Source organism: Variovorax sp. P4_B11 (genome assembly GCF_056402355.1).
On sequence record NZ_JBFUHO010000002.1, the window covers coordinates 193,411 to 212,032 of the forward strand.

General features: G+C 69.1%; 18 protein-coding genes. 15 read left to right on the forward strand and 3 right to left on the reverse strand.

The window, feature by feature from the left end:
• Window positions 1-78: 78 nt before the first annotated feature.
• The 14 genes from AC1DYD_RS03105 (at window position 79) to AC1DYD_RS03170 (ending at window position 15,476) form a co-directional block, all read left to right on the forward strand.
• Entirely contained in the window at window positions 79-2,151 is a 2,073-nt protein-coding gene (locus AC1DYD_RS03105; protein ID WP_478171278.1) for a VIT and vWA domain-containing protein, read from the forward strand.
• 103 nt (window positions 2,152-2,254) lie between these two features.
• Window positions 2,255-3,127 carry an exosortase Q gene (gene xrtQ / locus AC1DYD_RS03110; protein WP_478171436.1) on the forward strand — a complete coding sequence of 291 codons (873 nt, stop codon included), beginning with the start codon at window positions 2,255-2,257 and terminating at the stop codon, window positions 3,125-3,127.
• Window positions 3,108-3,680, forward strand: coding sequence for a hypothetical protein (locus AC1DYD_RS03115; protein ID WP_478171279.1), 573 nt, complete (start codon window positions 3,108-3,110; stop codon window positions 3,678-3,680). Before xrtQ ends, AC1DYD_RS03115 begins: the two co-directional genes overlap by 20 nt.
• A 168-nt stretch (window positions 3,681-3,848) precedes the next feature.
• Entirely contained in the window at window positions 3,849-5,129 is a 1,281-nt protein-coding gene (locus AC1DYD_RS03120; RefSeq protein WP_478171280.1) for a biosynthetic peptidoglycan transglycosylase, read from the forward strand.
• Window positions 5,130-5,216: 87 nt separating this feature from the next.
• On the forward strand, window positions 5,217-6,329 hold the full coding sequence (locus tag AC1DYD_RS03125; RefSeq protein ID WP_478171281.1) for an ABC transporter ATP-binding protein: 1,113 nt from the start codon (window positions 5,217-5,219) through the stop codon (window positions 6,327-6,329).
• A gap of 79 nt (window positions 6,330-6,408) precedes the next feature.
• Complete coding sequence (locus AC1DYD_RS03130; RefSeq protein ID WP_478171282.1) at window positions 6,409-7,680, forward strand: ABC transporter substrate-binding protein; 1,272 nt, start codon at window positions 6,409-6,411, stop codon at window positions 7,678-7,680.
• A 150-nt stretch (window positions 7,681-7,830) separates the two neighbouring features.
• Window positions 7,831-8,748: an ABC transporter permease gene (locus AC1DYD_RS03135; RefSeq protein ID WP_478171283.1), complete on the forward strand. Its 918-nt coding sequence runs from the start codon at window positions 7,831-7,833 to the stop codon at window positions 8,746-8,748.
• A 120-nt stretch (window positions 8,749-8,868) separates the two neighbouring features.
• On the forward strand, window positions 8,869-9,750 hold the full coding sequence (locus AC1DYD_RS03140) for an ABC transporter permease (RefSeq protein WP_478171284.1): 882 nt from the start codon (window positions 8,869-8,871) through the stop codon (window positions 9,748-9,750).
• Window positions 9,750-10,481, forward strand: a complete 732-nt coding sequence (locus AC1DYD_RS03145; protein WP_478171437.1) for an aspartate/glutamate racemase family protein — start codon at window positions 9,750-9,752, stop codon at window positions 10,479-10,481. The genes AC1DYD_RS03140 and AC1DYD_RS03145 overlap by 1 nt, the downstream gene beginning before the upstream one ends.
• A gap of 56 nt (window positions 10,482-10,537) precedes the next feature.
• The gene (locus AC1DYD_RS03150) at window positions 10,538-11,443 is read left to right on the forward strand and encodes a pirin family protein (protein ID WP_478171285.1); all 906 of its coding nucleotides are present in this window, start codon (window positions 10,538-10,540) and stop codon (window positions 11,441-11,443) included.
• Window positions 11,444-11,595: 152 nt separating this feature from the next.
• Window positions 11,596-12,153, forward strand: a complete 558-nt coding sequence (locus AC1DYD_RS03155) for a Spy/CpxP family protein refolding chaperone (RefSeq protein ID WP_478171286.1) — start codon at window positions 11,596-11,598, stop codon at window positions 12,151-12,153.
• A 212-nt stretch (window positions 12,154-12,365) separates the two neighbouring features.
• Window positions 12,366-13,094, forward strand: coding sequence for an endonuclease/exonuclease/phosphatase family protein (locus AC1DYD_RS03160; RefSeq protein ID WP_478171438.1), 729 nt, complete (start codon window positions 12,366-12,368; stop codon window positions 13,092-13,094).
• Window positions 13,091-14,353 carry a cardiolipin synthase ClsB gene (clsB, locus tag AC1DYD_RS03165; RefSeq protein WP_478171287.1) on the forward strand — a complete coding sequence of 421 codons (1,263 nt, stop codon included), beginning with the start codon at window positions 13,091-13,093 and terminating at the stop codon, window positions 14,351-14,353. The genes AC1DYD_RS03160 and clsB overlap by 4 nt, the downstream gene beginning before the upstream one ends.
• Before the next feature lie 145 nt (window positions 14,354-14,498).
• On the forward strand, window positions 14,499-15,476 hold the full coding sequence (locus AC1DYD_RS03170) for a lysylphosphatidylglycerol synthase domain-containing protein (protein WP_478171288.1): 978 nt from the start codon (window positions 14,499-14,501) through the stop codon (window positions 15,474-15,476).
• On the opposite strand, the gene AC1DYD_RS03175 is transcribed toward AC1DYD_RS03170, so the two are convergent.
• On the reverse strand, window positions 15,418-15,966 hold the full coding sequence (locus AC1DYD_RS03175; protein ID WP_478171289.1) for an acyloxyacyl hydrolase: 549 nt from the start codon (window positions 15,964-15,966) through the stop codon (window positions 15,418-15,420). The genes AC1DYD_RS03170 and AC1DYD_RS03175 overlap by 59 nt on opposite strands.
• A gap of 209 nt (window positions 15,967-16,175) precedes the next feature.
• On the opposite strand from AC1DYD_RS03175, the gene AC1DYD_RS03180 reads away from it, so the two are divergent.
• On the forward strand, window positions 16,176-16,673 hold the full coding sequence (locus AC1DYD_RS03180; protein WP_478171290.1) for a polyhydroxyalkanoate granule-associated phasin: 498 nt from the start codon (window positions 16,176-16,178) through the stop codon (window positions 16,671-16,673).
• 55 nt (window positions 16,674-16,728) lie between these two features.
• Here AC1DYD_RS03180 and AC1DYD_RS03185 read toward each other — a convergent pair whose 3' ends face one another.
• Both AC1DYD_RS03185 and AC1DYD_RS03190 read right to left on the reverse strand, forming a co-directional pair.
• Window positions 16,729-17,907, reverse strand: coding sequence for a metallophosphoesterase (locus AC1DYD_RS03185; RefSeq protein ID WP_478171291.1), 1,179 nt, complete (start codon window positions 17,905-17,907; stop codon window positions 16,729-16,731).
• A gap of 160 nt (window positions 17,908-18,067) precedes the next feature.
• The gene (locus AC1DYD_RS03190) at window positions 18,068-18,529 is read right to left on the reverse strand and encodes a tudor domain-containing protein (RefSeq protein ID WP_478171292.1); all 462 of its coding nucleotides are present in this window, start codon (window positions 18,527-18,529) and stop codon (window positions 18,068-18,070) included.
• Between the last annotated feature and the right edge of the window lie 93 nt (window positions 18,530-18,622).

Below are 18,622 nucleotides of genomic sequence, written 5' to 3' on the forward strand. Positions count from 1 at the left end.
TTCCAACTCCCTTCTTGGACGCTGTCGACATTGGGCACCGTGCAAGTTCGCACAAGAAGAAGGAGAAGGAACAACACCATGGACACCACCGCCACCCCTTGTCGCCCCGGCCGCCGGCTCTGGCTGGTCACCGTGGCGCTGGCCGCCGCGAGCTTCCTCGCGCTGAGCCTGCGCCCGCTTCATGCGCAGGAAGCGCCGGGCCCGCGCGCGAAGACCGAGAGCCCGTACTTCTTCGTCAAGAGCGACGACCCCGAGCTCGACCGCCTGCCGCTCAAGGGCACCGAGGTCGACGTGAAGATCTCCGGCGTGATCGCCGACGTCACGGTCACGCAGACCTACCGCAACGAGGGGCAGCGGGCGATCGAGGCCCGCTACGTGTTCCCGGGCTCGACCCGCGCCGCAGTCGGCGCCCTCGACATGCGGATCGGCGAGCGCCTGATCACGGCGCAGATCCGCGAAAAGGCACAGGCCCGCATCGATTACGACGCCGCGAAGAAGGAAGGCAAGACCGCGGCGCTGCTCGAGCAGCACCTGCCCAACGTGTTCCAGATGAACGTCGCCAACATCCTGCCGGGCGACGAGGTCCGGGTGACGCTGCGCTACACCGAGCTGCTGGTGCCGCAGGGCGGCAACTACCAGTTCGTCTATCCGACGGTGGTCGGGCCGCGCTACAACAGCCCGCAGTCGGAGAACGCGCAGGCCCGCTGGGTGGCGCAGCCCACATTGCGCGCGGCGGTCGCACCGGGCACCGCCTTCAAGCTCAAGGTCGCGCTCGACATGCCGATGGCGCTGCAGGAAGTGCGCTCGCAAAGCCATGCGATCGAGCTCGCCCGGCGCGATGGCGATGCCCATGCCGACGTCACGCTGGCCCGCAGCGCCGGGCCGGCCGACAACCGCGACTTCGTGCTCGACTGGCGGCTCGCGGGCGAGCGGATCCAGTCCGGGCTGATGCTCTACCAAGGCCACGGCGACGGTTCCGAGAACTTCTTCCTCGCGATGGTCGAGCCGCCGAAATCGGTGGCCGCGAACGCCATTTCGCCGCGCGACTACCTCTTCGTGGTCGACATCTCGGGCTCGATGCACGGCTTCCCGCTCGACACCACCCGCGCCATGCTGGAGCGGCTGATCGGCGGCCTGCGGCCCAGCGACACCTTCAACGTGCTGCTGTTCTCGGGCAGCAACCGCATGCTGTCGCCGCACTCGGTGCCGGCCACCCGCGCCAACATCGCGCAGGCGCTGGCGACGATCCAGAACCACGGCGGCGGCGGCAGCACCGAACTGATCCCGGCGCTGAAGCGGGCCTATGCCGAGCCGAAGGCCGAGGGCGTCTCGCGCACGCTGGTGGTGGTCACGGACGGCTACGTCACCGTCGAGCGCGAAGCCTTCGAACTGGTGCGCCGGAACCTCGGCCGGGCCAACCTGTTCGCCTTCGGCATCGGCTCCTCGGTCAACCGGCACCTGATCGAGGGCCTGGCGCGCGCCGGCATGGGCGAGCCCTTCGTGATCACCGATCCGGTCCAGGCACCCGAGCAGGCCGCGCGTTTCCGCCGCCTGGTCGAGTCGCCGGTGCTGACGCAGGTCAAGGCGCGCTTCGAGGATCTCGATGTCTACGAGGTGGAGCCGATGTCGCTGCCCGACGTGCTCGGCGAGCGCCCGGTGATCCTGTTCGGCAAGTGGCGCGGCGAGGCCAAGGGCCGGCTCGTGATCGAAGGCCGCGGCGCCGAGGGTCCGTACCGGCAGACGCTGAAGGTGGACCCGCAGGCGCGCCGGGACGCGGCCGCGCTGCGCAGCCTGTGGGCGCGGCATCGCATCGCGAGCCTCTCCGACCAGGAAGCGCTGGAGGGCGGCGACGACTTGCGCCAGCGCATCACCGACCTGGGCCTGCGCTACGGCCTGCTCACGCAATACACCAGCTTCATCGCCATCGACCGCGTGGTGCGCAACCCGGCGCCGCAAAACGCAGCCGGCGTCGACCAGCCGCTGCCGCTGCCGCAGGGCGTCGGCGAGCTCGCGCTCGGCCAAAGCCTGGGCGTCGAGGTGCCGAGCACGCCCGAGCCGGAGATGCTGGGCGCGATCGCGGTGCTGCTCTCGATGCTGGCGATGCTGCGCCGCCGTGCCCGCCGAACCGACACGCGCCGGATGACTTCCTGAGACCTTGCGGGACAGACCAAGAAACTGCGAAGCAGTTTTTGCTCTGTCCTCAACTGATCAGAAAGACTGCTCAAGAAGACCAAAAGAAACCATGACCATGACCATGACCCTCGACACTCTCGCCAGCCGCCATCCGCGCCTGTTCGAGGCCGGGATCCGGCTCGACCGCGCACCGGCCCTGGGCTGGCTCGCGCTGCAGGCCGCCGCGCTGGCGCCGACCTGGCTCTGGATGGGGCGGCGGATGCTGGACCGCTCCGACGATCCGCTCGGCCTGCTGGCGCTCGCGGCGCTGGCCGTGCTCGTGATGGCCTTGCGCGGCGAACTGCGCGCGGCGCCGCGCCTCGGCTGGCTGGCGCTCGCCGCCCTGGCAACGGTGGCCGCCACGCTGGCACGCACCGGCGTCGGCGCCCTGCCCGCGCTGCCGCCGCTGGCCGCGGCGCTCGTGGCCATGCTCGCAGAGGCCTGCGGCTTGCTGGCCTTCCTGCCGCGCCAGGTGGCCGCGGGGCCGGTCGCCGGGCTGGCGGTGCTGGCGCTGCCGCTCCTGTCCTCGCTGCAGTTCTACGCCGGCTATCCGCTGCGTGTGGCCACCGCCGAGGCCAGCCGCTGGCTGCTGGCGCCGGGCTTCGAGATCGCGCGCGAGGGCAGCAGCCTCCGGGTCGGCGGCCAGCTGGTGATCGTCGACGCGCCCTGCTCGGGCGTGCAGATGGTCTGGCTCGGCTACTTCACGGCTTGCGTGGTCGCGCTCTGGGCCCGCCGCGACGACCGCGGCTTCCTCGCCCGGCTGCCGGCCGTCGGCGCACTGGTGCTGCTGGGCAACATCGTGCGCAACAGCCTGCTGATCGCCCTGGAGGCCGTCGGGCTCGCGCCGGCACCGTGGCTGCACGACGCCTTCGGCCTGGCACTGCTGGCGGCGGTCTGCGGTGGCATCGCATGGGTGATGAACCAGGGAGAACGGCGTGGCCATCGCGCTGCTTGACCGCTGCTTCGCCAACCGCTTCGTGCATCGCATGCTGCACAAGGCGCTGTTCGCGCTCGCCATGCTGCTCTGCCTGGCCTGGTCGGGCAGCGCGGCGCTGCAGCGGCCGCCGACCGCCGCTGCGGCTGCCGCCTCCACCGAATGGCCCAGCGAGTGGGACGGTGCGCCGCTGCGGCCCCTGGCGATGAGCGCCGTCGAGCGCCGCTTCGCCGAGCAGTTCCCCGGCGCCATCGCGCGCCTCACCGACGGCGAACAGGTGCTGGTGCTGCGCCAGGTGAACGCGCCGACCCGCATGCTGCACCCGGCCGCCGACTGCTACCGCGCACTGGGTTACGGCATCGCCCAGGCCCGCCTCGAGCGCGACCTGCACGAGCGACTGTGGCGCTGTTTCGTCGCCGAACGCGACAACAGGAAAAAAATCCGGGTCTGCGAGCGCATCGTCGACGCCGGGGGCGACGCTTTCACCGACACTTCAGCCTGGTACTGGGCGGCGGGCAGCGGCCGCTCGCGCGGGCCATGGCAAGCTGTGACCCTGGCAAGAGAGATCGAGTGACGCGCATGGAAACACCCCCGAAGCGCCTGCGGCGCCGCCCCCTCGAGGGGGCGATACCAGCGGCCCGGCAAAGCCGGTTCCGCGGTATCCCTGACATCGGGAGACGCCGGTTTTATGCATCGCGGGTCACACGATGGCGTGATGGAACATTGACAGAGTGAGAGTGATTTGCTGAAGAAAGCGCTGGTCTACCTGCTTTTCGCGACCCTGGCCCTGCTCCTGACGGCGGCAGTTGCGGTGTTCCTGATCCTGAAGCTGGCGCTGGCGCCCGGTCGAGACGAATGGCCGGCGCGCATCCAGGCCGGCCCGGTGGCGATCGATGTCGGTGTTCCGACCGCGATCCGGCTGGCCACCTCCTCCTGGTTCGCCCCCTGGCTCGCCGGCCGCACGATGGAGACCGCCCATGGACCAGTGCAGTTCGGCTGGGACGCCGCGACCGAGACCCTGGAACTCCGGTGCGCACCCTGCAGCGCGCCCGTGCCGGCGCTGGGCACTGCACCGATCCGGCTCGACAGCCTGCGCGCCACGGTGCGCCGCGACGCCGGCACGCTGAGCGGCGCGCTCGAAGCCGCGCCGCCCGCCCGGCCGCTGCTGGCGGAAGGCCGTAGCGACGACGGGATCCTGCGCGGGCGCTGGACCGGCCGGCTCTCGCAACAAGCGCTGCACATCGACATCCGCGTGCCCGAGACGCCCATCACGCGCTGGTACGCGGTGTTGTCGCCCGGCCTGCCGGAACTGCAGCGCGCCCGCATCGGCGGCACGCTGGCACTCAACGCCCAGGCGGCGCTGCCAGCCGGCACTTTCGCGCTGCAGCCGCGCATCGCCGACTTCTCCGTCGACGGGCTGGGCACCGAGGCGTTCACCAATGCGCGCAGCCGCTGCGGCGCACCGAGCCGCCTCGGCAGCGACAGCTGGCTGGCGCGCGCCGTGATCGCGGCCGAAGACCAGCGCTTCTTCACCCATCCGGGCTACGACATCGCCGAACTGGGCGCTTCGCTCGAAGTCAACCAGAAGGCGGCCAAGGCCGAGCGTGGCGGCAGCACCCTGAGCCAGCAGCTCGCCAAGATGCTGGTCACCGGCGCCGAGCAGAGCGCCGACCGCAAGCTGCGCGAACTGCTCTACGCGGTCGAGATGGAGCAGACGCTGGGCAAGGCGCGCATCCTGCAGCTCTACCTGGACAACGCGCCCTGGGGCGCCCAGATTTGCGGCGCCGAAGCCGCGGCGCGCACCTATTTCAAGCGCTCGGCCCGCAACCTCGAGCCGGCGCAGGCGGTCTGGCTGGCCGCCATGCTCAACAACCCGGCCGCCGCGGTGCGCAAGTGGCAGCAGGACGGCAACATCAACGTCGAACGGGCCAAGTGGGTCGCCGAAGGCGTGCGCGGCATCAGCAAGCCGCAGCGCGACGCCCTGCTGCGCAATGTCGCGGCCGCGCGCTTCGCACCACCTTGACGCAGGCCGGCGCGCGCACCAACCCGGCGCATCGGACGACCGGCCGCGGGCCGGGCCGCTGGCACATGTCTTGCGATGGCATCCCCAATGGATGCTGTCACCGCCCCCCCGCCCGCAGCCGTTGAAATCGTCGCGCTGAGCAAGCGCTACGCCGCCGGCACGCCCCCTGCCGTCGACCAGATCGACCTGCGCATCGCCAGCGGCAGCTACTGCTGCCTGCTCGGACCCTCGGGCTGCGGCAAGAGCACCACGCTGCGGATGGTCGCCGGCCACGAGTCGGCTTCCGGCGGCGACATCCTGCTCGACAACCGCAACATCACGAACCTGCCGGCGGCGGCGCGCGGCACTGCGATGATGTTCCAGAGCTTCGCGCTGTTCCCGCACCTGTCGGCGCTCGACAACGTCGCCTTCAGCCTCAAGATGAAGGGCGTCTCGAAGAGCGAGCGCCACAAGCGCGCCGCCAACCTGCTCGAGCGGGTGGCGATGGGCCACCTGGCCGAACGCAAGCCCGGCGAGCTGTCGGGCGGCCAGCAGCAGCGGGTGGCGCTGGCACGCGCACTGATCACCGAACCGCGCGTACTGCTGCTCGACGAGCCGCTGTCGGCGCTCGACCCCTTCCTGCGGATCCAGATGCGCGCCGAGCTGCGGCGCTGGCAGAAGGAGCTCGGCCTGACCTTCATCCATGTCACGCACTCGCAGGAAGAGGCGATGGCGCTGGCCGACACCATGGTGGTCATGAACAACGGGCTGATCGAGCAGGTCGGCTCGCCGCACCAGGTCTACAACCACCCGGCCAGCGAATTCGTGGCGCGCTTCATGGGCGGCCACAACGTGTTCGCGCTGAACGACGGGCTGGTCGCGGTGCGCAACGACCACACGCGGATCGCGCCGGCGACCGGCGCCGCCGGCGATCCGGGCATCCCGGCCCATGTCACCGACGTCGAATACCAGGGCACCTACGTGCTGCTCGGCCTGCGCCTCACCGGCGTGCGCCCCGAACTCAGCGGCATCTCGGTGCTGCTGTCGGAAAAGGACTTCGCCGTCCGCAGCTACGAAGTCGGCGAGAGCGTGCGCATTTCCTGGGCCGAGTCGGACGCCCGGACGCTGGGCCCGGGCGCCGTACGTCCCGCGGCGCGCGACGGCGGCACGCCCGCGCCACGCAACGCGCCGTTGGCGGCCCTGGCGGCGATGGCGGCCTGAAAGGGCCCTCGGCGCTGGTCCCGCATCCGGTTCTTCCTTTCCTCCCCTTCTTCACCACCCGCCTCCCAGGAGACCTCCCATGTCCAAAAAAATCGAAACCCCCTCCACCGGCGTGCAGCGCCGCACGCTGCTGCAGGGCACCGCGGGCATCCTCGCGGCCGGCGTGTTCCCGGCCATCCATGCGCAGGAGAAGATCGTGCTGCGCTACCTCGGCACCGCGGTCAACCAGGACAAGGCGATCGCCGAGAAGTTCAAGGCCGACACCGGCATCGAGATCCAGTACGTGGCCGTCACCACCGACGACGTCACCAAGCGCGCCGTGACCGCGCCGAACAGCTTCGACCTGATCGACACCGAGTACTTCTCGCTGAAGAAGATCGTGCCGACGGGCAACCTCAAGGGCATCGACACCCAGCGCGTGAAGAACGCCGACAAGATCACCAGCGTGTTCACCAAGGGCGAGGTCGCGGGCAAGAAGATCGGCAGCCAGGGCACGGCGCCGATCAAGGTGATCTTCCTGGAAGGCGAGAAGAGCAAGGTGTTCTCGAAGACGCCGACGCAGTTCATGTCGCTGATCCCGACCACCTACAACGCCGACACGCTGGGCATCCGGCCCGACCTGATCAAGCGCCCGATCGGCTCCTGGGCCGAGCTGCTGAACCCCGAGTTCAAGGGCAAGGCCGCGATCCTCAACATCCCGTCGATCGGCATCATGGACGCGGCGATGGTGGTCGAGGCCAAGGGCATCCACAAGTACGCCGACAAGGGCAACATGACCAAGGCCGAGATCGACCTGACGATCAAGACCCTGATCGAGGCCAAGAAGGCCGGCCAGTTTCGGGCGCTGTGGAAGGACTTCAACGAGTCGGTCAACCTGATGTCCTCGGGCGAAGTGGTGATCCAGTCGATGTGGTCGCCGGCCGTGACCGCGGTGCGCAGCAAGGGCATCGCCTGCACCTTCCAGCCGCTCAAGGAAGGCTACCGCGCCTGGGCCTCGGGCTTCGGCCTGCCGGCCACCTTGTCGGGCAAGAAGCTCGACGGCGCCTACGAGTTCATCAACTGGTTCCTCGACGGCTGGGCCGGCGCCTACCTGAACCGCCAGGGCTACTACAGCGCCGTACTGGAAACCGCCAAGGCCAAGATGGCGCCCTACGAATGGGCCTACTGGATGGAAGGCAAGCCCGCCACGCAGGACATCAAGAGCCCGCAGGGCGACGTCATCGCCAAGGTCGGCGCGCTGCGCGACGGCGGCAGCTACGAAGAACGCATGGGCGGCATCGCCTGCTGGAACGCGGTCATGGACGAGAACGAGTACATGGTAAAGAAATGGAACGAATTTGTGGCGGCATGAGCTCGCCCCCCAGGTTGGCTCACTGCGTGTAGCCGCCCACCCCCCTGCCGGGGGGCGACACCAGCGGCCCGGCAAGGCCGGTTCCGCGGTGTCCCACCCACGGGCATCGCGTTGCTCGCCTGAGGAAACACTCCATCTTCCCCTTCATTCATGAGTGCAACTGCCACCACCGGCCACGCCACATCGCCGCCCACCAAAGCCATCAAAGCCTGGTGGCAGGCGGCGCCGTTCGGGGTGGTGTTCCTGCTGTTCTTCCTGATCCCGCTGGCGCTGATCGCGATGGTCAGCCTGTGGAACTTCAACGAGTACGAGCTGATCCCGGCGGTCTCGCCGCGCAACTACCTGAGCATCTTCGAAGGCTGCTCGCACCTCACCGACAACGGCGACTTCTGCGTCACGCTGTCGACCTACATCAGCACGCTCAAGTTCTGCCTGCTGGTCTGGGGCATCACGCTGCTGATCGGCTTCTCGGTGGCCTACTTCCTGGCCTTCCACGTGCGCTCGCCGGGCATGCAAACGCTGCTCTTCGTGCTGTGCACGGTGCCCTTCTGGACCTCCAACGTGATCCGCATGATCTCGTGGGTGCCGCTGCTGGGCCGCAACGGGCTCGTCAACCAGGGGCTGATGGGCATGGGCCTGGTCGACGCGCCGGTCGAGTGGCTGCTGTTCTCGGACTTCTCGGTGGTGCTGGCCTTCGTGCACCTCTACACGATGTTCATGATCGTGCCGATCTTCAACTCGATGATGCGCATCGACCGCTCGCTGCTCGAAGCCGCCAGCGACTCCGGCGCCTCGGGCTGGCAGACGCTGTGGAACGTGATCGTGCCGCTGTCGCGCACCGGCATCCTGATCGGTTCGATCTTCGTCATCACGATCGTGATGGGCGATTTCGTCACCATCGGCGTGATGGGCGGGCAGCAGATCGCCTCGGTCGGCAAGATCATCCAGGTCCAGACCTCCTACCTGCAGTTCCCGCTGGCCGCCGCCAACGCGATGATCCTGCTGGCGGTGGTGCTGATGATCATCTGGGGCCTGACCCGGCTGGTCGACATCCGCAAAGAACTATGAAACACCCCCAGGTTGGCTCACTTCGTGTAGCCGCCCACCCCTTGCAGGGGGCGTCGCCTGCGGCCCGGCAAAGCCGGTTCCACGGCAACTCTGGACCAGGGGCGCGCCGGGGGAGCGAAAATGATCGGTGAGCAGCGCAGCCCCGGATACTGGCCCCTGGCGATCATCTTCGCGCTGTTCGTGATCTTCCTCTACGGCCCGATGGTCACGATCTTCGTGCTGAGCTTCCAGGGCCCAGAGGGTGGACTCACCTTCCCCTTGCGCGGCGTCTCGCTGCACTGGTTCCGCAAGCTCGCCGAGGGCCTGGGCACGGTCGACATCGGCGCCGCCTTCGGCCGCTCGCTGATGCTCGGCGCGGTGGTCATGGGGTTCACCGTGGTGTTGTCGGTGCTGGCCGGCCTCGCCTTCCGCAAGCGGCTCAAGGGCGGCAACGCCTTGTTCTTCGTCACGGTGGCGAGCCTGATCATGCCGTCGATCATCGTCTCGCTCGGCATCGGGCTGCAGTTCCGCCTGCTCGACAGCGGCATCAAGGGCGCGCTCGGCGCGATGGGCGCCGACGGCACGCTCGAGAGCTACGGCACGGCGCTCGGCCTCCTCACTTCGGCACTCGGCGCCCACCTGACCTGGACGCTGCCCTTCGGCCTGCTGATCATGTTCGCGGTCTTCAACCGCTTCAATCCCGCCTACGAGGAGGCCGCGCGCGACCTCGGCGCCACGCCCTGGCAGAGCTTCCTGCACGTGGTGCTGCCGCTGATCGGGCCGTCGGTGGTCGGCATCGGCATGTTCGGCTTCACGCTGAGCTGGGACGAGATCGCGCGCACCTCGCAGGCCATCGGCGACGTCAACACGCTGCCGCTCGAACTGCAGGCGCTGACCTCGACCGTGACCACGCCATCGATCTACGCGCTCGGCACGGTGACCACCGTCGTGTCCTTCGCGGTGATGGCGATCGCGCTGGGGTCGGCGGCCCTGCTGCGGCGGCGGTCGTCGCGCCGAGGATGATGGCCAGGCTGCTCGTCATCAACCCGAACACCTCGGCGACGGTGAGCGGGCTGCTGCAGCAGCATCTGCAGGCGCAGCTGGCAGGCGCCCTCGAGGTCCACGCCGTCACCGCCCGCTTCGGTGCCCCCTACATCGCCAGCGAGGCCACCTACGCGGTGGCACAGCACGCGGTTCTCGACGCCTGGGCCACGGCCTACGCCCACGGCGAGCGGCCCGACGCGGTCCTGATCGGCTGCTTCGGCGATCCGGGGCTGTTCGCGTTGCGCGACGGCGCCGGCGTGCCGGTCGGCGGCCTGGCCGAGGCCGCTTTCGCGGCGGCGGCGCGGCATGGCCGCTTCGCCATCGTCACCGGCGGCGAGCGCTGGCGGCCGATGCTCGAGCGTCTGGCGGCCTCGCTCGGCTTCTCCGCCTCGCTGGCCGGCATCCACACGGTGGCGCCCAGCGGTGCCCAGCTCGCGCAGGACCCGGTCGGCGCGCGCAGCCTGCTGGCCGATGCCTGCCTGGAAGCGGCGAAGCGCTTCCAGGCTCGGGCCGTGATCCTGGGCGGCGCCGCCCTCGCCGGCATGGCCGCCGACATTGCTGGCGCCGTGCCGGTGCCGCTGATCGACAGCGTGAGCGCCGGCGGCGAGTGGGCGCTCGAGGCGATCCGGAGCGCCGCACCCGCCGGCGCCGCCAGTGGCTTCGGCGTCGCCTGGCAGAGCGTCTCCTGGGAGCTCGAGGCGCTGGGCTGACCGTTGCGACAGCCCCACCGGCAGCGCGGTCGCCCCAACCGTGCCACCATGCCGCCATGAGCACCCCCTCCCATGCCCATCCCTCCCACGCCATCGAGCCGCTGTCGCTCTCGCAACCGCGCGGCATCGACCAGATCGTGGCCGGCGTCTCGACCAGCGACGGCGACGGCGTCAAGCTCACGCGCGTGCTGCACCAGACGCTGCAGCAGCGGCTCGACCCCTACCTGATGCTCGATGCCTTCGGCAGCGACAACCCGGGCGACTACATCGGCGGCTTTCCGAGCCACCCGCACCGTGGCTTCGAAACCGTGACCTACATGATCTCCGGACGCATGCGCCACCGCGACAGCGCCGGCCATGAAGGCCTGCTGTCGAATGGCGGCGTGCAATGGATGACCGCCGGCCGCGGCCTGGTGCACAGCGAGCTGCCCGAGCAGGAAGAGGGCCTCATGGAAGGCTTCCAGCTGTGGCTCAACCTGCCGGCCAAGGACAAGATGCGCGAGCCCTCGTACCGCGACATCCAGAGCCCCGAGATTCCCGAGTTCACCACCCCGGCCGGCGTCCACGTGCGCGTGATCGCGGGCGCAAGCCACGGCGTCCAGGGCGCGGTGCAGCGCGCGCACACCGAGCCGCTCTACCTCGATGTCTCGCTGCCTCCCGGGGCCGAGTTCGCGCAGCCGCTGCCGGACGACCACAACACCCTCGTCTACGTGTTCCGCGAGTCGCTCTACATCGGCAGCGCCGAGATTCCGACCAAGCGCATGGCGATCCTGGCCAACGAGCCCGGAAGCGACGGGGTCGTGCTGCGCGCACCGGCATCGAACCACAGCCCGGCCCGCGCCCTGCTGATCGCCGGCAAGCCGCTGCACGAGCCGATCGCCCAGTACGGGCCGTTCGTGATGAACACGCACGAGCAGGTCACGCAGGCGGTGCACGATTTCCAGAACGGCAAGCTGGGCTGAACCGCCGAGGCGGCCCGTCCCGAGCGCGTCGGGCCGTTCATTCTTCTTTACCGGCGCTGACACCGGGATCACGATCGGGATACATCGCGGCCGCAGACTTCGTCTCACCTGCTGCCCCTCGGTGGCAGGCTTCTTCGAAAGGAAGCACTCTCATGATCCCGTCTCGCAAAAGCCTTCTCTGGGCCGGTCTGCTGGCCTCGGCCACTTTCGCTTCGTCCGGTGCCTTCGCGCAGGCGCCGCTGACGGCTCCCCCGCCGCCCGCCGCCGAAGCCCGGCCAGGCGCCCAGGCGCCCGCCAAGCCCCAGCTCCAGCGCGCCGAGCGCTTCGAGCGCATGCAGGCCCAACGGGCGCAGCGCCTGGCTGCGTTGAAGGAGAAGCTCAAGCTGACCCCGGCGCAGGAAAGCGCGTGGAACAGTTTTGCAGCGGCGCAACAGCCGCCGGCCCGACCGGCGGGGCAAGCCGACGCCGAGCGCGCCGAGTTCGCCAAGCTGACCACGCCGCAGCGCCTCGACCGCATGCAGGCCCGCCAGGCCGAACGCAGCGCGATGTTCGCCAAGCGCGCCGACGCCACCCGCAGCTTCTACGCTGCGCTGACGCCGGAGCAGCAGACGACCTTCGACGCCGAGTCGATGCCGCGCGTCGGACCCCACGGCCCTGGCGGTCCTGGCGGACATCACCACCACCCCGCCCCTGCGCCCGCAAAAAGCTGAAAGGCCTCACGGATAAAGGCCCCGGCGCTCGCGCCCCGGGGCTTTTCGCTGTGCGGGCGGCTTCGATCACCGAGGCGTGCCGGACTTGTCGGTCGGGTGCAGAAGGTGGTGCGTTCCTACAGCAGGGTCGCGCCTCCCGGCTTACAACCCTTCCTGTGAAGCCTCTTTCGCATTCGACCGCCGTGGCCGCGCCACCCACCTCGCTCAAGGTCATGACCGTGAACACCCACAAGGGCTTCACGGCGCTGAACCGCAAGTTCATCCTGCCGGAGCTGCGCGAGGCGGTGCGCACGGTCGGGGCCGACGTCGTCTTCCTGCAGGAGGTGCTGGGCACCCACTCGCGCCATTCGCGCAAGATCGACAACTGGCCGGAGGCCCCGCACTACGAGTTCCTGGCCGACACCATGTGGCCCCAGTTCGCCTATGGCCGCAACGCCGTGTACCCGAGGGGGCACCACGGCAACGCGGTGCTGTCCAAGTTCCCGATCGTCCACTACCGCAACCACGACGTCTCGATCGCCGGGCCCGAGAAGCGCGGCCTGCTGCACTGCGTGTTGCGGCTGCCGGCGCGGCCGATCGATGTCCACGTGATCTGCGCCCACCTCGGGCTGGCCGAGAACCACCGGCTCCAGCAACTCGAGCTGCTGTGCCATATCGTGCGCGACGAGGTCCCCGCGGACGCACCGCTGATCGTGGCCGGTGACTTCAACGACTGGCGCGGCCGCGCCCACGAAATCCTCGAGCAGGGGGTGTCGCTGCGCGAAGTCTTCGTGCAGGCCCATGGCAGCGCCGCCCGGACCTTTCCTTCGCGCTTCCCGCTGCTGCCCCTGGATCGCATCTACGTGCGCAATGCGGGCGTGCATTCGCCGATGGTGCTGCCGCGCAAGCCCTGGTCGCATCTGTCCGACCACGCGCCGCTGGTGGCGGAGATCGCGCTGTGAACGACGCCACCACGGCAGGCGAGCCGGCCGCCGGCGGGCGCTGGACCGGCGGCAACCGCGTGGAACTGCTGGAAAACGGCGATCAGTTCTTCCCGCGCGTCTTCGACGCCATCCGCCAGGCCCGGCGCGAAGTCATCGTCGAGACCTTCATCCTGTTCGAGGACAAGGTCGGCGCGCAGTTGCATGCGGCCCTGCGCGCGGCAGCGGCACGCGGCGTGAGGGTCGACCTCATGATCGATGGCTTCGGCTCGCCCTCGCTCTCGCCCGAGTTCATCTCGGGGCTGACCTCCACCGGCGTCAAGGTCCGGGTGTTCGATCCCGGCAAGCGCTTCTTCGGCCAGCGGCTCAACGTCTTCCGGCGCATGCATCGCAAGATCGTGGTGGTCGACGGCGCGCTGGCCTTCGTCGGCGGCATCAACTACGCGGCCGACCACCTGCTCGACTTCGGCCCCAAGGCCAAGCAGGACTACGCGGTCGCGCTGGTCGGCCCGATCGTCTCGGAGATCCATCGCTTCGTGCTGCAGGCGATCGCGGTCGGCGGCAAGGGCCCGAGCTGGTTCCGGCGCCGGATCAAGGCCTCCGCACAGGTCGACAACGCCCCCGCAGGCGATGCCGCCGCGCAGTTCGTGACCCGCGACAACCGGCACCACACCAACGACATCGAGCGCCACTACCTGGCCGCCATCCGTAGCGCGCGGCGGCGCATCGTGATCGCCAACGCCTACTTCTTCCCCGGCTACCGGCTGATCAACGCAATGCACCGCGCCGCGCGGCGCGGCGTTGACGTGCGCCTGATCCTGCAGGGCGAACCCGACATGCCGATCGTCAAGACGGCAGCGAGCATGCTCTATCACCACCTGCTGCATGCCGGCGTGCGGATCTACGAATACTGCGAGCGCCCGCTGCACGGCAAGGTGGCACTGGCGGACGACCAGTGGAGCACCGTCGGCTCGAGCAACCTCGACCCGCTGAGCCTGTCGCTGAACCTCGAGGCCAACGTGATCGTGCGCGACAAGGCCTTCAACCAGGTGCTGTGGGAGCGGCTCGACACGCTGATGCAGAAGAGTTGCAGGGAAATCGAGGCGTCGGAGCTCAGCGAATGGAGCGGCTGGCGGCTGGTGCGCAGCTTCATCATCTTCCACCTGCTGCGCTGGTATCCCTCGTGGGTCGGCTGGCTGCCGCGCCACGCACCGAAGCTCGAGCCCCTGCATGCGCCGAAGCCGGAGGCCGGCGGCGCCACGCGAACGGACGCAGCATGAGCGCCGCCCGGCCGCCCGAAGGCGCTCGCACCGTAGTGCGAAGCACGAAGGCATCCGAATGCGCCGCGCCGGGCCGCCCCAGGCAAGCTCGCACCGCAGTGCACAGCACGGAGCTTGCCTTGTGAGGGCCGGCGGCTGGGCCCGGGTGAAACACGCGGCCGCATGGCTCTTCTTCGCGCTCGTGCTGGTGCTGGTCGTGCGCCAGGCCCGCATGGTCGACTGGCGCGACGTGCTGGCGTCGCTGCGCGCCATTCCGCTGCCGGCACTGCTGGCGGCCACCGCGCTCGCCGCCTCCAGCCACCTGCTCTACAGCACCTTCGACCTGCTTGGCCGCCGCATGACCGGGCACCGGCTCGGCACCCGCGTTGTCATGCGCGTCACCTTCATCAGCTACGCCTTCAACCTCAACCTCGGTGCCCTGGTCGGGGGCGTCGCCTTCAGGTACCGCCTCTATTCCCGGCTGGGCCTGGACAACCCGACGATCACGCGGGTGCTCGGCTTCAGCATGCTGACCAACTGGCTCGGCTACCTGGTGCTGGCCGGCGCGGTCTTCTGCTTCTTTCCGATGACGCTGCCGCCGGATTGGAAGATGGACGGCGAGGGACTGCGGATCCTCGGCGCCCTGCTGCTGGCGGCGGGCGGAGCCTACCTCGGGCTGTGCGCGATCGCGCGGCAACACACCTGGCGCCTGCGCGGCCATGAACTGGACACGCCCTCGCTGCGCATGGCCTTGCTGCAGCTCGCGATGTCGACGCTCAACTGGTCGGCGATCGGCGGCGTGGTCTGGATGCTGCTGCTGCGCCGGCTGCCCTATCCCGAGGTGCTGGCCGCGATGGGGGTCGCCGCGGTCGCCGGCGTCATCACCCATGTGCCGGGCGGGCTGGGCGTGCTCGAGGCCGTGTTCCTCGCGCTGCTCGGCCACCGGTTGCCGCAAGGCACGCTGCTGGGTGCGCTGCTGGCCTACCGGGTCATCTACTACCTGCTGCCCCTCGCGCTCGCTGCGCTGGCCTACGTGGCCACCGAACTGCGCGCCAGAAGGCTGCGCACGCGTGCCCGGACCGTGTTCAGAAGCGATGGAGATAGCGGAGCCGGACGAAATTCTCGCCAGGATTCGGCTCTTTGAGGCCCGCGTTCGAGACATGCTGCAGACGCACTGACAGCTCATGCTCGCCCTGGGAGCCGAAGCTGCGTCCCACACCGAGCTGCTCGGTGAACTGGAAGGTCGTGCTGAACTCCCGGTCGGGCGTGCGGTAGATGCTGTTCATCAGCGTCCCGCCGAAACCGGCCTCGACGAACCACGGCGAGTCGCCCTGCTCGAAACGGTAGCGCCAGTTGGCGACCACGCCGAGTTGCGTGTAGCTGCGCCGGTCCACGCCGTCGGGGGGGGCCGGCGCGCGCCACCAACTGAGGAAAAAATCCCAATAGAAGGAGCGCGCGCCCTCTTGAACCGACTGTCCGTGGGTCCACGGGAGCACCGCGCCGAAAGTCAGCGAATCGGTGTCCCCAGGGCCTTGAAGCGACTGCCCCAGGTCGATGTAGGCACCTGGCGCGTTGTCCATTCCGGCGGCCGTGGCGGCAATGGAAAGCGAACAGCATGCCGCGCTCAGCAGCATTCGGGCTCGGCGCGGTGTGTTGGACATTTTGTAAGCACGCGTTGCAGATTCGAACGTACCCAGCTTCTCAAAGGCGGTGTGAAACATCGATTGGTGCTTCCCCGCCCCCCAGGTAGGACGGCATCCCCAAAGTGATGTTGCAGTGCAGCAAAAAGGCCGTGGGAGGTCTATAGTCTGCTTCGTCCCCCCGCACAAAGTCCAAGACTTCCATGACCCACAGTCTCTCCTCCCCGCGCTTCTTCAACCCGCTCATGTTGTGGGTCGACGTGGCGTTGAAGACCCAAGAGATGCTGCTGTCGGCCGGCTCGGTGATCCAGATGCGCACCGAGCGCATGGCCAAGGCCGGCCTCTCGCCCAGCGAGGTCGACATGGCCGAATTCCAGCTCATGAGCCACGAGAAACTGGCGGCGGCAAGCGAATCCGGCGTCGCCATGGCAAACCAGTTGCACACCACCCAGTTCGCCCTCGTGAACCGTGCGGTGAAACACTGGCTGGGCAGCGGCTTGGCCCTGTTCTCGCTCGCCACCAGCACCACCCCGGCACAGGCAGTCGGCCATGCCGAAGCCTTCGGAAGCGCCGCCGCACGCTCCGCCGAAACGGTGAGCCAGCTTTCCAGCGCCAGCGCGCGCATCGTCCAGCGCGGCCTCAAGCCGATCCATGCGAAGACCACCTCGAACGCGCGCCGGCTGTCCACCGAACAGGACTGACGCGATGCCACGCCGCTTGGTGAGCAGCGCGCACAACGCCGAGCCGGCTTGAAACTCACTCCGGCATCAGTCGCAGCAAAGTAATTTCGGAGGGTGCGCCGAAGCGCTTCGGTGGCCCCCAGTAGCCGGTGCCGCGGCTGGTGTAGACCCACATCTCGCTCAGCTTGTGCAGCCCGGCCGTGAAGGGCTGCTGCAGTGGCACGAACAGGTTCCACGGAAAGAACTGCCCGCCGTGCGTGTGGCCCGAGAGCTGAAGGTGGTAGCCCGCCTCGGCGGCCTCGGGCGCGCTGCGCGGCTGGTGCGCCAGCAGCACCCGCGTGTGCACCAGCGGTGGCGCGTCGGCCAGCGCGCCGTGGGGGTCGCTGGCATGCGCCGCATCGAAGTGCCCCCCGGTGTAGTCGGTCACGCCGGCCACCAGCAGCGCACTCTCGAGCACTTCCTCGTCGGTCTGCGCGCCCTTCACGTTGCGCGTCTGCAGCACCACGTGCTCGTTGAGCAGCACGCGCAGGCCGAGCCGCCGCAGCTCCTCGATCCACGCATGGGCGCCGGCGTAGTACTCGTGGTTGCCGGTCACCACGAAAGTGCCATGCCGGGCCTTGAGCTGCTCCAGCGGGGCGATGTGCTCGCGCAGCTCGGCCACCGTGCCGTCGACCAGGTCGCCGGTGATCGCGATCATGTCGGCGCCCAGCGCATTCACCGCATTGACGATGCGCTGGATATAGCCGCGCTTGATGGTCGGCCCGACGTGGATGTCGCTGAGCTGTGCGATCGTGAAGCCGCTCAACGCCGAGGGCAGGTCGCGGATCGGCACATCGACCCGCACCACGCCCGCGGTACGGCGCGCATTCAACAGGCCGATCAACGAAGTCGCGCTCGCCGTCAGCGGCACGGCGGCGGCGCTCCAGAAACGCCAGCGCGCCCAGTCGAGCGTCGCCCCGGACACCGACGCCCCGAGCCAGCCCAGCAGCAGGCCGGCATCGCGCACCAGCGTGAGCAGCATGAGCGACGAGAACCAGCCCATGCTGACGAGCCCGATCCATTTCCAGCCATCGGCGAACGGCCGCCTCCCGGACCGCATGCCGACGAAGGGCAGCGGCATGGTTGCGGCTGACACCAGCAGCGCCAGCGCCAGCAGTGAGCACGCGAGCGGCAGGCTCGCGAGCGCCGGCAACAGGCGCAGCCCGATGTAGACGTGCAGCAGCGTGGTGAGAAGAATGAGGGGGCGAAGCGGCATCAGGGCCTAGGAAGACGGGCAGCGCCCGGACACACCATGTGCGAGCGATACGCTCCACATTCAAGGTGCGTGCCATGCACAGGCAGCTTTGCATTTTCCCACGCCCCATCTCGCGCCGCACTGAACATTTTCTCAAAGAGCGGCGCAGGATCCTCGCGTTTCAGGAACGCGTGCCGGGCTCCGCGCCACCGGGCCAGACGAACACGGTCCGCTTCGGCTGCCACGGCAGCACTTCGATCTGCTGCGTCAGGGTCTGGCCCGCGCGCGAGGCCTCGATCTCGTAGCGGCCCGGATCCAGCCGCGCCACCAGGAACGGGCCGCCGGTCGCGACCTGGCTCAGCAGCGTACGGCCCGATGCGTCCCGAACGGTCAGCACGACATCGGCGGCCGAGACCTGCCGCTTGCCCTCCTTGACCGCGAACTCGAAACTGGCCGGCCACCGGGGCTCGATGCTCTGCATCAGCGCCGCTTCCTCGCTGCTGGTGCCGCCGCCCATGTACTCGACGCCGTTCGCCATGTGGATGGGCGGGTTGTAGACCGCATGCGCCGCCAGCGCACCGGAAAGCGCCGCGGCGCCCAATGCGAGGGCGACCTGCGGCCGCCAGGAACGATGTGCAATCATCGCGGAGTCCTTTGCTCGGGTTGGCATGAGGAAAGCCTCATGCCAACACTGTCGGCAATGAAACTTAAGCCAACCTGATCGCCGGCGCACCCG

Coding starts and splice junctions, on each gene's coding strand:
- AC1DYD_RS03105 (WP_478171278.1), top strand. CDS start 79: ATGGACACCACCGCCACCCCTTGTCGCCCCGGCCGCCGGCTCTGGCTG.
- xrtQ (WP_478171436.1), top strand. CDS start 2,255: ATGACCCTCGACACTCTCGCCAGCCGCCATCCGCGCCTGTTCGAGGCC.
- AC1DYD_RS03125 (WP_478171281.1), top strand. CDS start 5,217: ATGGATGCTGTCACCGCCCCCCCGCCCGCAGCCGTTGAAATCGTCGCG.
- AC1DYD_RS03130 (WP_478171282.1), top strand. CDS start 6,409: ATGTCCAAAAAAATCGAAACCCCCTCCACCGGCGTGCAGCGCCGCACG.
- AC1DYD_RS03135 (WP_478171283.1), top strand. CDS start 7,831: ATGAGTGCAACTGCCACCACCGGCCACGCCACATCGCCGCCCACCAAA.
- AC1DYD_RS03140 (WP_478171284.1), top strand. CDS start 8,869: ATGATCGGTGAGCAGCGCAGCCCCGGATACTGGCCCCTGGCGATCATC.
- AC1DYD_RS03145 (WP_478171437.1), top strand. CDS start 9,750: ATGGCCAGGCTGCTCGTCATCAACCCGAACACCTCGGCGACGGTGAGC.
- AC1DYD_RS03150 (WP_478171285.1), top strand. CDS start 10,538: ATGAGCACCCCCTCCCATGCCCATCCCTCCCACGCCATCGAGCCGCTG.
- AC1DYD_RS03155 (WP_478171286.1), top strand. CDS start 11,596: ATGATCCCGTCTCGCAAAAGCCTTCTCTGGGCCGGTCTGCTGGCCTCG.
- AC1DYD_RS03160 (WP_478171438.1), top strand. CDS start 12,366: ATGACCGTGAACACCCACAAGGGCTTCACGGCGCTGAACCGCAAGTTC.
- AC1DYD_RS03175 (WP_478171289.1), bottom strand. CDS start 15,966: ATGCTGCTGAGCGCGGCATGCTGTTCGCTTTCCATTGCCGCCACGGCC.
- AC1DYD_RS03180 (WP_478171290.1), top strand. CDS start 16,176: ATGACCCACAGTCTCTCCTCCCCGCGCTTCTTCAACCCGCTCATGTTG.
- AC1DYD_RS03185 (WP_478171291.1), bottom strand. CDS start 17,907: ATGCCGCTTCGCCCCCTCATTCTTCTCACCACGCTGCTGCACGTCTAC.
- AC1DYD_RS03190 (WP_478171292.1), bottom strand. CDS start 18,529: ATGATTGCACATCGTTCCTGGCGGCCGCAGGTCGCCCTCGCATTGGGC.